Below are 14,639 nucleotides of genomic sequence, written 5' to 3'. Positions count from 1 at the left end.
TTTGGAATTAATTAGAATTAAAAAACTTAGCATCTTAGAACCTTAGTGTCTTAGAATCTAAAAGAAAAAAATATGTCGATTACAATTCAAGAAGCAATAAAGAAAAATATCCTAATCCTTGATGGAGCGATGGGAACTATGTTACAACGCTACAACTTCTCAGAAGAAGATTTTCGTGGCGAACGTTTCAAAGATTTCCCTCATCCGTTAAAAGGAAACAACGATTTATTATCCCTAACACAGCCACAGGCCATTCGTGATGTTCACGCTGCGTATTACGAAGCAGGAGCAGATATCGTAGAAACCAATACATTTTCGGGAACTACAATTGGTATGGCCGATTATCATATGGAAGATTTAGTTTACGAACTCAACTACGAATCGGCTAAACTAGCAAGAGAAGTTGCGGATGAATTCACAGCAAAAAATCCAGAGAAACCGCGTTTCGTAGCAGGTTCTATCGGGCCAACAAACCGTACGGCAAGTATGTCACCAGATGTAAATGATCCAGGTTACAGAGCCGTAACTTTTGACGATTTGCGAATTGCATACAAAGAGCAAGTAGAAGCTTTAATGGACGGAGGATGCGATTTACTTTTAGTAGAAACGATTTTCGACACATTAAACGCAAAAGCAGCACTTTTTGCCATTGAAGAAGTAAAAGAAGAACGCAACATCGATATTCCAATTATGGTTTCAGGAACGATTACCGATGCATCAGGAAGAACACTTTCTGGACAAACGGTTGAAGCATTTTTGATTTCAGTTTCACATATTCCGTTATTAAGTGTTGGTTTCAATTGCGCTTTAGGAGCCGATTTGTTGAAACCGTATTTAAAAACATTGGCGCACAACACAAGCTTTAATGTTTCAGCGCATCCAAATGCTGGATTACCAAACGCTTTCGGACAATACGATGAAACACCAGAACAAACTCAGGCATTCATCAAAGAATATTTAGAAGATAATTTAATCAATATCATTGGGGGTTGTTGCGGAACAACTCCAGATCATATTCGATTAATTGCTGAAGTGGCTAAGGATTATAAGCCGAGAGTGGCGCCGATTTTATCGTAAAAAATGACAAAAGATCAATCTGAAAGAGTAGCAGGAATTGTAATTTTCATTGTAATACTAATTTTCATCATTTTTTCAATTAAAAATGCTAATAAGTATGATGACTATAAAAAGACATTCGAAGGAGAAACGATTGGATTTGTAACTAGAATTGAACGCGAAGGGAAAAGAGATTATTTAAAATATTATTTCTATTCAGATAGGAAAATTTTATCAGAGGTTTCTAGTCAAAATTATGGGCTTGTAAATAAGTTTTATAAAGTAAAATATGATTTAAATAATCCTGAACAAAATTACATTGTTTTAGAAGAAGAATTACAACCAGATTCCATTGCATTAGTTAAAGCTGGTTTTACTAAAATAAAATATTATGAATACGATGCCGGTGTAACGTGCAAGTATATAGAAAAAACAAAATGGAAATGAAGTTCCGTAGGTATGAAAGAGATATTATATTCAATGGTATGAAGAGACTTTTGTTTCTGTTTAGTTTAATATTAATCAGTTGTAATTATACAACAAATACAGTTTTTCAAAAAAATATTAAATGCGAAAATTGTTTAGTCGCAAAAGAAGAAACAGCTGTTGGAATAGCTGAGTCAATTTTGTTCGAAAACTATGGAAAAGATCAAATAGAAGATCAAAGACCTTATAAAGTAACAATAGAAAATGATTCTATTTGGGATATTAAGGGGACTTTTAATAGTATTGGGTTTGGAGGTGTTTTTGATATAAAAATCTCTGCAAAAAATGGCAAAGTTCTCTATATGATACATGGGAAGTAAAAAGGTAATTAAGACACAGAAAAACATAAAAAAATCTTATAAAACCTAGTTTGCGTGAGGGATAGAAGCGGTTAGCCCACAGCCTGACGAAGGAAGAGCGAGGACTAAAAGAGGATAGCCTGGTTCGCCGCGGCGAACACGCCAAAAACAATAAACATAAATACCTACAAGGTTTCGAAAACCTTGCAGGACAGATAAATAAAAAGTGAGATTGCTTCGTTCCACGCAAGGACAAGCAAGACAATGAAAATAAGTTCCGAGAGGAACTAAATATTGGTAGCAACGGAATTTATTCCGTTGAAAATTGAAAGAAATGACAGAAAAAAGAAGAGACCTTGTATTATCAGGATTAGAACCTTTGATTATTACGCCGGAAAGCGTTTTTGTAAACGTTGGAGAGCGTACGAATGTAACGGGTTCGCGAAAATTTCTGCGATTAATCAAGGAAGAGAAGTATGATGAGGCACTTGATATTGCAAGACAGCAGGTAGAAGGAGGAGCGCAGATTATCGATATTAATATGGATGAAGGAATGTTGGATGGTGTAACTGCCATGACCAAATTCCTAAACTTGATTGCTGCAGAGCCAGATATTTCGAGAGTGCCGATTATGATCGACAGTTCGAAATGGGAGATTATCGAAGCGGGTCTGAAAGTAGTACAAGGAAAAAGCGTTGTAAACTCGATTTCGCTAAAAGAAGGCGAAGAAGCCTTTATTCACCACGCAAAATTAATCAAACGTTACGGTGCGGCTGCTATTGTAATGGCTTTTGACGAAGTAGGTCAGGCCGATAATTACGATCGCCGAGTTGAAATCTGTCAGCGTTCGTATGATATTTTGGTAAACAAAGTGAACTTTCCTCCGCAGGATATTATTTTCGATTTGAACATTTTCCCGGTGGCAACAGGAATGGAAGAACACCGCCTGAATGCACTGGACTTCTTTAGAGGAACAAAATGGGTTCGCGAAAACTTGCCGCATGCACATATTAGTGGTGGTGTAAGTAACGTTTCGTTTTCTTTTAGAGGAAATGACGTGGTTCGTGAAGCAATGCACTCGGTATTTCTATATCACGCGATCAAAAACGGAATGACGATGGGAATCGTAAATCCTGAAATGTTGACGATTTACGATGATATTCCGAAAGACTTATTAGAACACGTTGAAGACGTAATTCTAGACAGACGTGACGATGCTACAGAAAGACTTTTAGATTTTGCAGAAAACGTAAAAGGAGAAGTAAAAAGCGACGAAAAAGCGGTTCAAGAATGGCGTTTAGGATCGGTTCAAGATCGTATTACACACTCGTTGGTAAAAGGAATTGATGCTTTTATTGAAGAAGATGTTGAGGAAGCGCGTTTAGCAGCTGCAAAACCAATTGAAGTTATCGAGATTAATTTAATGGCCGGAATGAATGTCGTTGGAGATTTATTCGGAAGCGGAAAAATGTTCCTTCCTCAGGTAGTTAAATCGGCTCGTGTAATGAAAAAAGCAGTAGCGTATTTATTGCCGTTTATTGAAGCAAGTAAACAAGCAGGCGACAAACAAGGAAACGGAAAAATCCTGATGGCGACTGTAAAAGGTGACGTTCACGATATTGGAAAAAATATTGTTTCGGTAGTTTTGGCCTGTAATAATTACGAGATTGTAGATTTGGGAGTAATGGTTCCTCCAGAGAAAATTATTTCGGCTGCAATTGAGCATAATGTAGACATTATCGGATTAAGCGGACTGATCACTCCTTCGCTTGACGAAATGGTGTATTTAGCCAAAGAATTAGACAAACAAGATATTAAAATCCCGATTATGATTGGTGGGGCAACAACCTCGCGTGCGCATACCGCCGTGAAAATTGCACCTCAATACAGAGAAACTGTTATTCACGTAAACGATGCTTCAAGAGCTGTTACTGTTGCAGGAAACCTGTTAGATCATAACCGAAAAATATATGCGGCAGATATTCGTGCAGAATATGATTCGTTTAGAGAAACATTTTTAAATCGTTCGAGAGATAAAAACTTCTTAACGATCGAAGATGCTCGTAAAAACAAACTACCGTTGGATTGGAGCGAATATACTCCAGTGAAACCAAAAGTAATTGGTGCACAAACCATCGAAGTAGAATTGGATGTTTTGGTTCCGTATATCGACTGGACGCCATTCTTTCAAACTTGGGAATTGTATGGAAAATATCCAGCAATTTTAACGGATGAGGTTGTGGGCGAACAAGCAACTTCTGTTTTTAATGATGCTCAGGCAATGCTGAAAGTAATTTTAGCAGAGAAAAAACTAAAAGCAAAAGGTATTTACGGAATCTTCCCTGCGAATCAGGTAAATGACGACGATATCGAATTGCGTGATGAAAACGGAAAAGTTCTAGAGAAATTCTTAACGCTTCGTCAGCAGTCACAAAAAACGAAAGGCGCGCCAAATATCGCTCTAGCCGATTTTATTCTGCCTAAAGAAAGCGGAATCGAGGATTATATGGGAGCTTTCTGTGTAACCACTGGTTTTGGTGTAGATGAATGGGCTGCAGAATATGAAAAGAATCTGGACGATTATAATTCGATTATGGTTAAAGCGCTTGCCGATCGTTTTGCAGAGGCTTTCGCCGAATATCTTCACGAACGAGTGCGTAAAGATTTCTGGGGTTACGATTCGGAAGAATCTTTAACTAACGAAGAATTGATTAAAGAAAGCTATAAAGGAATCCGTCCGGCTCCAGGTTATCCAGCTTGTCCAGATCACTTGGAGAAACCAACAATCTGGAAACTTTTGGATGTTGAAAAACAAATAGGCGTAAAACTGACAGAAAGTATGGCAATGTGGCCGGCTTCTTCGGTTTCAGGATATTATTTTGGAAATCCAAAAAGTAGATATTTCGGGCTAGGAAAAATAAAAGAAGATCAGGTAACAGATTATGCCAAACGCCGAAATGTACCACTTGATTACGCAATGAAATGGTTAAATCCTAATTTAGCAGATTAGATTGGTTGATAGTTGATAGTTGATAGATTGACTAGCAGAACCAACAATTTTCACAGATTAGAATGGTTGGTGGTTTTTGGTTGATAGATAACTATCAGAACCAACAACCATCAACCGACAACAAACAAAACAAAATGGAATACAGTAAATTGGATGTGTGGTTGGAAGCTCGGAAGTTGGTGAATTTATTATATGATTTTTCGAAATTGTTTCCAAAAGAAGAATTGTTTGGATTGACGAATCAAATGAGAAGAGCGGCAATTTCGGTGCCTTCAAATATAGCAGAAGGTTGCGGAAGGCAGACATCAAAAGAGACAATACATTTTCTTCATATTTCAAGAGGATCGCTATATGAATTGGAAACTCAATTTTATTTGGCCTTTGATCAAAAATATATCGGAGAAAATAATTTTAACATCGCACTTGAACAGATTGAAATCTGCAAGAAGTTATTAAACGGATTTATTAATTATTATAAAAAAATAATGTAGTTGAAGTTGTGATTGTAAGTTCCACAAGAACCATCAACCATCAACCATCAACCATCAACCAAAAATAAATGAAAGTAACAGAACATATAGAAAACGCCAAAGGAAAAACATTATTCTCATTTGAAATTATTCCGCCTCAAAAGGGGAAAAGTATTCAGGAATTATACGATAATATTGATCCGTTAATGGAGTTTAATCCGCCCTTTATTGATGTAACGACTTCTCGTGAAGAATACATTTACATTGACCGCGGTAACGGACTTTTGGATAAAAAATTGACACGTATGCGTCCGGGAACGCTTGGAATTTGCGCTTCTATTAAACATAAATACAATGTTGACACAGTTCCGCATTTGCTTTGCGGCGGGTTTACCAAAGAAGAAACGGAATACATGCTGGTTGACTGTCATTATTTAGGAATCAACAACGTAATGGCTCTTCGAGGCGATGCCATGAAAGACGAGCAATCTTTTGTGCCAAAAGCGGGTGGAAATCATTACGCAATTGATCTGGTAAAACAAATTAAGGATTTAAATTGCGGAAAATATCTGCATGAAGTAATCGATGCCGACAACAAAGCCGATTTCTGTATTGGAGTGGCTGGTTATCCAGAAAAACATTTAGAATCTCCTTCTTTACAATCGGATTTAAAAAGATTAAAAGAAAAAGTAGATGCTGGTGCTGACTATGTAGTAACACAGATGTTTTTTGATAATGCTAAATATTTTGCTTTCGTAGAAAAAGCAAGAGAAATGGGAATCACAATCCCGATTATTCCAGGAATCAAACCAATTGCAGTTCAAAGACATTTACAAGTTTTACCACAGATTTTCAGAATTGATTTGCCAGAAGATTTAATTGATGCAGTAGACAAATGCAAAAATAACGCTGAGATTAAACAAGTCGGAATCGAGTGGGCAATTCAGCAGTCATTAGAATTAAAAGCAGCTGGAGTTCCATTTTTACACTATTATTCAATGGGTAAATCGGAGAATATCCGTCAGATTGCGAGTCAGGTTTTTTAATTGCACACTCATAGAACTTTGTCAAAGTTTTAAACTTTGACAAAGTTATTCCAATGTAGTTTGTAAAATTGGAATTTGAAATTTGGACTCGAGCGATAGCGAACAGGCGAAGCAATTTTCAAATTTGGAATTTGAATTGAGATATTGTTTAATTTAGAAGTCTAAATTTTCACACCATGAAAAATGAAGAATTACAAGCCATAGCCTCTCAATTAAAAAATCCAACAGGAGAGAAAGGAATTGAAATGGGAAATATGATGAACGAAACAAACATCAATATGACCAAACATTCCATCCAAAATCTAAATATATCTCAAGGAAATAAAATTCTGGAACTCGGGCACGGAAATGCAGGTCATGTAGAATTTCTTTTTGAGCAAGCACAAAACCTAAAATATTACGGACTTGAAATGTCTGAATTGATGTTTAAGGAAGCACGCCAAATCAATAGAAATTTTGTTTCTCAAAAACAGGCATTTTTTTCGATTTATGACGTAAATAAAATACCATTTTAAGACGAATCTTTCGATAAAATATTCACTGTAAATACCATTTATTTTTGGCAGAAGCCTGAAGAATTGCTTTCAGAAATTTACAGAGTTTTAAAACCAAATGGGAATTTCTGTTTGACGTTTGCCGAAGAAGATTTTATGAAAAAACTGCCTTTTACTCAATTTGAATTTGAGCTTTATAGCACCGAAAAAGCACAGAAATTAATTGAGAAAACAGCTTTCAAAATTGTTTACACCGAAACTCAGACCGAAAAAGTAAAAAGCAAAACAGGCGAATTGGTCGATAGAGCTTTTACTACCATAGTTTTGGAGAAGTAAAAAATAAATACATTTTATAAACACATAGACGCATAGATTTATTTTGATTTTAATCGAAAAGAATTAAAAGAAAAAACACATATTTTCACACATAGCTATGTGCATTTAAACAAGTTAAACACCTTTGTAGGCAGAGAACTATGTTTCTATGTGTTTAAAATTATTTGCCACAGAATCTTAACCCAATTGTATCACGATGGAAACTAAAAAAATCAATTTTCTGCAAAGTTACAGCAGTATACTTCTGCTTCTTGGAGGTATCGCCATTGGGAGTATTTTTGGATTAGTTTTTGGAGAAAAAGTTCTAGTTATAAAACCAATTGGAGATATTTTTCTGAATTTGCTTTTTACAGCAATTATCCCACTTATCTTCTTTACCATTGGTTCTTCAATTGCAAATTTGGAACAGAAAGAAAAGCTTGGAAAACTATTCTTTATCATGATTTTGGTTTTTCTTTCCACTATTCTGATTTCAGCAATCATCATGATTTTTGCCGTTTACCTTTTCCCGATTCATCAAGATATTGCTGTTGCGAAAGTACCGTTTGAAAATATAGAATCCGGATCTGTTGGCGATCAGATTGCAAAATTGGTTACAACCAATGATTTCTTCGAATTATTGTCTCGAAAGAGCATGCTGGCACTCATTATATTTTCGTTTTTAATTGGTTTTGCCACCTTACAATCAGGAGAAAAAGGTAGTGCTTTCAAGAGTTTTCTGGATTCTGGAAATGAAGTCATGAAGCAATTGCTGCATATCATCATGAAATTAGCACCAATAGGTTTAGGAGCTTATTTTGCCTATCAGGTTGGTATTTTCGGCCCCCAATTGTTTGGTGTTTATGCAAAACCTATGGCGGTTTATTACGCGGCTTGTGTATTTTACTTCTTCGCATTTTTTAGTTTGTACGCGCTTGCGGCTGGCGGAAAAAGAGCTTTTAAAGTCTTTTGGAGTAATAACATCACACCTTCTTTAACCGCAATAGGAACGTGCAGCAGTATCGCAACCATTCCGGCAAATCTAGATGCAGCACAAAAAATGGGAATTCCAACACATGTGCGGAATCTTGTAATTCCACTTGGTGCTCCACTGCATAAAGATGGTTCAAGTATGTCATCCATCCTAAAAATCACCTTTCTGTTTGCCATGTTTGGAAAAGATTTCACAGAACCTTCAACGATTCTTTTGGCCTTAGGAATTACGGTGATTGTTTCTATTGTAGAAGGCGGAATTCCAAACGGAGGCTACATTGGAGAAGTTTTAGCCATTACCGTTTATGGTTTTCCAATGGAACAAGCTTTGCCAGTTGCTATGATTCTAGGAACTTTAGTTGATCCCATTGCCACTTTGTTAAATGCCAACGGCGATGTGATTTCATCGATGCTCGTTTCGAGGTTTTCGGAAAAAAAGAAATGGTAGCTTCTCTTTAAAAAATATAAATTTTAATAACCCTTTTCATCTGCGCAATCTGCGCAACATAACTAATACAACAAACTTATGAATTCAATACTACAGCAAGATCTCAACGATTTTGAGAATATCTTAGAAAAAACAAAACAGCAAGGAGTTGGTTTTCTGAACGATATCGAAAATATTCCAACTTCTAACACTCATACAATTGATCCAAAAACGGCTTTAAATGAAGTAGGCTTAGGTTCTATTGATGCTTTAAAAGAGTTTAATGAGAGATTGGCGCCTTTGATGGTTTCATCATCTGGATCAAGATATTGGGGATTCGTAACAGGAGGATCCACTCCAGCATCTATTGTAGGTGACTGGCTTGCATCTGTTTACGATCAAAATACGCAGGCGGTAAAAGCGCAAGGCGGGGCATCGGCATTAATAGAATTTGAAACAATTAATTTGCTGTTACAGCTTTTAGATCTTCCCGATACATTTTTAGGCGGATTTGTTACGGGAGCAACGATGTCTAATTTCACTTCTTTAGGAGTAGCGCGACAATGGTTTGGAAAACAATTCGGGAAAGATTTTGCTAAAAACGGAATTTCAGAAACGGTTAATATTTTAACAGCTACACCACATTCTTCTTCTATCAAATGTTTGTCGATGCTGGGAATTGGAAGCCAGAATTATACCACTGTAAAAACTATCCAAGGCAATCGTGAAGCGCTTGATATTGCCGATCTAGAAGAAAATATCAAGAAATTAAATGGAAAACCTTTTATTCTGATCTCAAGTGCCGGAACGGTTAATACTGCCGATTTTGATGATTTTGAAGCGATTTCGAAATTAAAGGAACAATATAATTTCTGGTGGCATATTGATGCTGCTTTTGGAGGTTTTGCTGCTGTTTCAGAAAAACACAATCATTTGGTAAAAGGTTGGGAAGGAGCAGACAGTATTACGATTGATTGTCATAAATGGCTGAATGTTCCATACGAAAGTGCTTTTTACTTAATCAAAAAAGAACATGCTAATCTTCAGATAGAAACATTTCAGAATTCAAATGCACCATATTTGGGCAATCCTTTAGAGAATTTTAATTATTTGAATGTGCTTCCAGAGAATTCCCGTCGTATGCGTGCGCTTCCAGCGTGGTTTTCACTTAAAGCGTATGGAAAAGAAGGTTTCAGAGATATTATTGAAAACAGTACTGCATTGGCCTTACACTTCGGAAATGTTTTAATAGAAAATGACTTTGAATTATTGGCGCCAATTCGTTTAAATAATGTTTGCTTCACGCTGAAAGGGGAGCACAACCAGGAAAAAGTAAGCCAGTTTTTATTGGCTTTAAATGATACTGGAAAAGTATTTATGACGCCAACGGTTTATCAAAACAAAAAAGGGATCAGAGCTTCATTTGTAAATTGGCGAACAACACAAAATGACGTTAAGCTTGTAATTCAGGAAATGCGAGAAATCCGTTCTAATATATAAGTTTTATAAGGTAGAAGAGCCTGTTTGAAAACAGGCTCTTGACTAACAAAAAAACAAAAAACAAGGTATTTAAAGAACGAAATTTTTATAAACAGTATCGAATTCAGTTATTCGAATCACATTTTTCGCACGCCTAAAACATTATTAATAACATTAAAAATTGATTAGTCAAATATAATATTATTTATAACAAGTCTAAATAAAAATAAAAAATATTTTTAGAGGAATTTTTATTTTATGATTCACAGAGAAAAGAAGAGAGAAAAAAAGCGGTTTGTTTTATTTAAAACAAACCGCTTTTCTAACTGAAAACCGTGGCCGAGATAAATACTTATTTCGTAATTTCTCTAAAGACAGCTTCTAAGTTTTTGTTTTTCTGATTCAATTGAAGGGTTTTTAAACCATTTTCATTGGCAAAATCAAAAATGGCCGGACGCATATCTTTTTCGGTAACAAAAGTAAGCTCCCATGTCATGTCATGTGTATTAATGTATGAAGTAATGTTTTCTAGTTTGGCTAAAAGCTGTTCTTCGACTTTGTAATCAAACTCAACTTCAATGACTTGCTCTTTATTATCAGCTACCAAATGGTCTAATTTATTGTCTGCAACAATTTGTCCTTTGTCAATAATTATGACACGATCACAGATTGCTTCGACTTCCTGCATAATGTGTGTCGATAAAAAAACAGTTTTATTTTTACCAACATTTTTAATTACATTTCGAATTTCCATTAACTGATTCGGATCCAGACCAGTAGTTGGCTCATCCAAAATTAGAACATCCGGATTGTGTAATAAAGCATTAGCAAGTCCCACACGCTGACGGTAGCCTTTTGACAATTGGCTTATCTTTTTATGGCTTTCCGGTGTCAGTCCTGTCAGTTGAATAACTTCTTCAATTCTTGTTTTTGCGACATTATAAACATCAGCATTAAATGCCAAATATTCACGAACATACAAATCCAAATACAACGGATTATGTTCTGGTAAATATCCAATTGAACGTTGTACATCTTTGGTGTTTGTCATGACATCGTGACCATTTACAAGGGCTGAGCCGCTATCGGCAAGTAAATAGGTGGTCAAAATTTTCATTAAAGTAGATTTTCCGGCTCCATTCGGACCAAGAAATCCTACAATTTCTCCTTTCTCAATTTTAAATGAAATTTCATTTAAAGCTTTTTGCTCTCCGTAACTTTTTGATATACTGTTTACTTCTATCGACATGACTTTTTATTTGTTACAAAAGTAAAGAGAATTAGTCTCGATTGCTAAAATTTTGTCTCTTAAAATAATTATAAAAAAATTAAAGAGTCCACTATTCACGGCATTGTTATTGTTAAAGGAATGCTAAAATCAAAATAAACTCAAAAAAATGAAAAAATTTTTAGTGATGGCTGCTTTAGCTATCTGCGGTTTTGTAAACGCACAAAAAGGAACAATTTTAGTTGGAGGTAACATTGGTTATTCTTCTGAAACAGTTGATTACAATGTTGGAGAAACAAAATCAAATGAATTTAGCTTTTCTCCAAAAGTAGGTTACCAATTTAATGATAACTGGACTGTTGGGGGTGAATTTACTGTAGCTTCTTCTAAAAATGATCAAGGAGTAAACGAATACAAAACTAACAGCTCTAAATTTGGAGCATTTGTACGTTACTCTGTGCCATTAAGCCAAACTTTTGCTGTTTTTGCTGATTTAGGAGCAGGTTTCCAAAATTTAACTGAGAAAGATTATGTTGGAAATAACTACACAAAATCAAAAGCAGACGGAATGTACATTGGTGTAACTCCAGCACTTTTCATTAACATGAAAAAAGGTTTTGGTCTTAACTTCAGCATTGGAGGTTTAAGCTACGATCAATTAAGCTATGATAACAATGGTCCAGATGTTAGCAGATTTAACTTCAACTTTGGACAAACATTTAACATTGGAATTTCTAAAAACTTCTAATCTTAAATTTAATAGTATAGAAAAGCACTCCAATTGGAGTGCTTTTTTTTTGTTGTGTTTTTTAGAAATAATTTCTGGTTTAGTTCCAGTTCTATCAAGTTTTTAGGCTTTATTCTTTATGCCGGATGAAGCCGAAACTAAATCATAACTAACTTTCGACTCCACTTCCGGACTTAAAAACAAAAATATATTCTGGTAAAACTATTAACTAACTGGATTTTCTACTGCGGCTCTCATTTCCTGTGCAGCGTTTACCATTTCGATTAACGCTTTTTTGGTTTCATCCCAATGACGCGTTTTTAAACCACAATCTGGATTTACCCAAAGCTGGTCTACTGGAATTACGTTTGAAGCTTTTTCTAATAACCGAACCATTTCGGCACTTGAAGGAACACGAGGAGAGTGGATATCATAAACGCCAGGTCCAATTTCGTTTGGATATTTAAAGTTGGCAAAAGCATCTAAAAGTTCCATTTGCGAACGTGAACATTCAATGGTGATGACATCTGCATCCATATCGGCAATATTTTGAATAATATCGTTGAATTCGCTGTAACACATATGTGTGTGAATCTGCGTATCGTCGTTTACACCGCTTGCTGAAATTCTGAAAGCACGAACTGCCCAATCCAAATAAGCTGCCCATTCTTCTTTTCGTAACGGAAGGCCTTCGCGAATTGCTGGTTCGTCAATTTGAATGATTTTAATTCCTGCCTTTTCTAAATCGACCACTTCATCACGAATGGCCAATGCAATTTGTGTACAAGTTTCAGAACGTGGCTGATCGTTACGAACAAATGACCATTGTAAAATGGTTACCGGCCCTGTCAACATTCCTTTTACCCATTTTGGAGTTAAAGATTGTGCATATTGCGACCATTTTACCGTCATTGGGTTTGGACGAGAAACGTCTCCGTAAATAACAGGAGGCTTCACACAACGGCTTCCGTAACTCTGAACCCAGCCATTTTTAGTAAATGTAAAACCTGCCAATTGTTCCCCGAAATATTCCACCATATCGTTACGTTCAAACTCACCATGAACTAGAACATCTATTCCGGTTTCTTCTTGAAAACGAATCGTTGCTTCGGTTTCTTTTTCGATTAAATCATTGTATTCCTGAGTCGTCAATTCCCCTTTTTTGAATTTTGCTCTCCAGCTTCTCACTTCTGCTGTTTGAGGAAATGATCCAATAGTTGTAGTTGGGAACAAAGGCAGTTTTAAAGCTTCAACCTGGCTTTTTCTTCTAACAGCAAATGTACTTTTACGTTTGTCATCAGAAGCTGTGATTCCAGCAGCACGTGTTTTAACTTCGTTGTTATGAATTAGTTTTGACGTTTTTCGGTTTTCATTTGCGGTAACATTCTCTTTGTAAGCAACAGAATTTTCGATGCTTACTTCATTAGAAGCAAATTGTTTTAAAAGTACAATTTCGTTGATTTTCTGTTTCGAAAAAGCCAGCCATTGTTTGATTTCTGGAGTTAACGTTTCATCGTTTGTTTCCAGATCTAAATCACACGGACTGTGAATTAAAGAACAAGATGGAGCAATTAAAACTCTGTCAGTTCCCAAAGCATCAGTAGCTTTTTTAATTAATTCCAATGATTTTTTAAAATCGTTTTTCCAGATGTTTCTTCCGTCAACTACTCCAAGAGAAAGATTTACGTGTGAAGCCAATTTACCTGATTCTAAAATATCGCCTAATTGAAGCGGGCAACGCACTAAATCCAAATGGAAAGTATCAACAGGAAGTGCTAAAGCCGTTTCTAAATTCTCCCCAAAACAATCGAAATAATTCGCTAAAACGATTTTAAGCTTTGGAAAACGAGTATGTATTTCATTGTACACTTTCGTGAAAACGCCTCTTTCTTTATCCGTTAAGTTTAAAGCCAAGAACGGTTCGTCTAACTGAATGTATTCAGCATTTTCGGTTTGCAGTTTTTCAAGAATTTCGAAATAAACTGGAAGTAAAGCATCGATAAGATCAATTCGGTTAAAACCTTCTTCTTTTTCTTTTCCTAGTAATAAATACGAAACAGGTCCAATTAAAACGGGTTTGGTTTTAATTCCAATTGTATTTGCCTCTTTAAATTCATTGATTATTTTTTCAGAAAACAGTTCAAATTTTTGGCTCTTCGTAAATTCAGGAACAATATAATGGTAGTTAGTATCAAACCATTTTGTCATTTCCATAGCCACAACATCTTGTCCGTCTTTTTGAGATCCTCTTGCCATGGCAAAATACAAATCAAGCGATGAGTTGTTTTTTGCTAATTCATGATAACGTGAAGGGATTGCACCAACAGTCAGCGTTAAATCAAGCACCTGATCGTAAAAAGAAAAATCATTAGAAGGAATCAAATCAACTCCTGCTTCAGCTTGTAATTTCCAGTTTTTAAGACGGATTTCTTTTCCGGCGTCAATAAGTTCTTCTGCCGAAATTTTTCCAGCCCAATACAGTTCGCTGGCTTTTTTCAGTTCTCTGTTGCTGCCAATTCTTGGGTAACCTAAATTGTTTGTTTTCATTTTGATTTCAGTATTTTTTACTGTACAAATGTATTGTATTGGTTTTTTAAACTTATATTTGA

13 protein-coding genes are annotated in these 14,639 nt (G+C 35.7%); 11 read left to right on the top strand and 2 right to left on the bottom strand.

Annotated elements, in window-relative coordinates; translation table 11 throughout:
* The first annotated feature begins 72 nt into the window (after positions 1-72).
* The 10 genes from J0383_RS08360 to J0383_RS08320 all read left to right on the top strand — a co-directional run bounded on the left by J0383_RS08360 (position 73) and on the right by J0383_RS08320 (position 10,096).
* Positions 73-1,077, top strand: a complete 1,005-nt coding sequence (locus J0383_RS08360) for a homocysteine S-methyltransferase family protein (RefSeq protein ID WP_207297954.1) — start codon at positions 73-75, stop codon at positions 1,075-1,077.
* Positions 1,078-1,080: 3 nt separating this feature from the next.
* Positions 1,081-1,503 carry a hypothetical protein gene (locus J0383_RS08355; protein ID WP_207297953.1) on the top strand — a complete coding sequence of 141 codons (423 nt, stop codon included), beginning with the start codon at positions 1,081-1,083 and terminating at the stop codon, positions 1,501-1,503.
* On the top strand, positions 1,494-1,862 hold the full coding sequence (locus tag J0383_RS08350) for an NTF2 fold immunity protein (protein WP_207297952.1): 369 nt from the start codon (positions 1,494-1,496) through the stop codon (positions 1,860-1,862). Before J0383_RS08355 ends, J0383_RS08350 begins: the two co-directional genes overlap by 10 nt.
* A 313-nt stretch (positions 1,863-2,175) precedes the next feature.
* Positions 2,176-4,851: a methionine synthase gene (metH, locus tag J0383_RS08345; protein WP_207297951.1), complete on the top strand. Its 2,676-nt coding sequence runs from the start codon at positions 2,176-2,178 to the stop codon at positions 4,849-4,851.
* Positions 4,852-4,985: 134 nt separating this feature from the next.
* Positions 4,986-5,342: a four helix bundle protein gene (locus J0383_RS08340; RefSeq protein WP_207297950.1), complete on the top strand. Its 357-nt coding sequence runs from the start codon at positions 4,986-4,988 to the stop codon at positions 5,340-5,342.
* Positions 5,343-5,410: 68 nt separating this feature from the next.
* Positions 5,411-6,367, top strand: a complete 957-nt coding sequence (metF, locus tag J0383_RS08335) for a methylenetetrahydrofolate reductase [NAD(P)H] (protein ID WP_207297949.1) — start codon at positions 5,411-5,413, stop codon at positions 6,365-6,367.
* Between the two features lie 176 nt (positions 6,368-6,543).
* The gene (locus tag J0383_RS23800) at positions 6,544-6,882 is read left to right on the top strand and encodes a class I SAM-dependent methyltransferase (protein WP_317196742.1); all 339 of its coding nucleotides are present in this window, start codon (positions 6,544-6,546) and stop codon (positions 6,880-6,882) included.
* Positions 6,883-6,945: 63 nt separating this feature from the next.
* Positions 6,946-7,197 (top strand): hypothetical protein, encoded by a 252-nt coding sequence (locus J0383_RS23795; RefSeq protein WP_317196741.1) that lies wholly within the window; start codon positions 6,946-6,948, stop codon positions 7,195-7,197.
* A gap of 196 nt (positions 7,198-7,393) precedes the next feature.
* On the top strand, positions 7,394-8,617 hold the full coding sequence (locus tag J0383_RS08325) for a dicarboxylate/amino acid:cation symporter (RefSeq protein WP_207297948.1): 1,224 nt from the start codon (positions 7,394-7,396) through the stop codon (positions 8,615-8,617).
* A 78-nt stretch (positions 8,618-8,695) separates the two neighbouring features.
* Complete coding sequence (locus tag J0383_RS08320) at positions 8,696-10,096, top strand: pyridoxal phosphate-dependent decarboxylase family protein (RefSeq protein WP_207297947.1); 1,401 nt, start codon at positions 8,696-8,698, stop codon at positions 10,094-10,096.
* A 331-nt stretch (positions 10,097-10,427) separates the two neighbouring features.
* Here J0383_RS08320 and gldA read toward each other — a convergent pair whose 3' ends face one another.
* The gene (gene gldA / locus J0383_RS08315; protein WP_207297946.1) at positions 10,428-11,324 is read right to left on the bottom strand and encodes a gliding motility-associated ABC transporter ATP-binding subunit GldA; all 897 of its coding nucleotides are present in this window, start codon (positions 11,322-11,324) and stop codon (positions 10,428-10,430) included.
* A 148-nt stretch (positions 11,325-11,472) separates the two neighbouring features.
* On the opposite strand from gldA, the gene J0383_RS08310 reads away from it, so the two are divergent.
* Positions 11,473-12,051 (top strand): outer membrane beta-barrel protein, encoded by a 579-nt coding sequence (locus J0383_RS08310; protein ID WP_207297945.1) that lies wholly within the window; start codon positions 11,473-11,475, stop codon positions 12,049-12,051.
* A 204-nt stretch (positions 12,052-12,255) separates the two neighbouring features.
* Here the strand turns inward: J0383_RS08310 and metE are convergent, their stop codons facing one another.
* Positions 12,256-14,577 (bottom strand): 5-methyltetrahydropteroyltriglutamate--homocysteine S-methyltransferase, encoded by a 2,322-nt coding sequence (gene metE / locus J0383_RS08305; RefSeq protein ID WP_207297944.1) that lies wholly within the window; start codon positions 14,575-14,577, stop codon positions 12,256-12,258.
* Positions 14,578-14,639: the final 62 nt, after the last annotated feature.

This window comes from Flavobacterium endoglycinae (assembly GCF_017352115.1).
Lineage (GTDB): Bacteria > Bacteroidota > Bacteroidia > Flavobacteriales > Flavobacteriaceae > Flavobacterium > Flavobacterium endoglycinae.
This window is presented reverse-complemented; position numbering and strand designations above follow the sequence as displayed.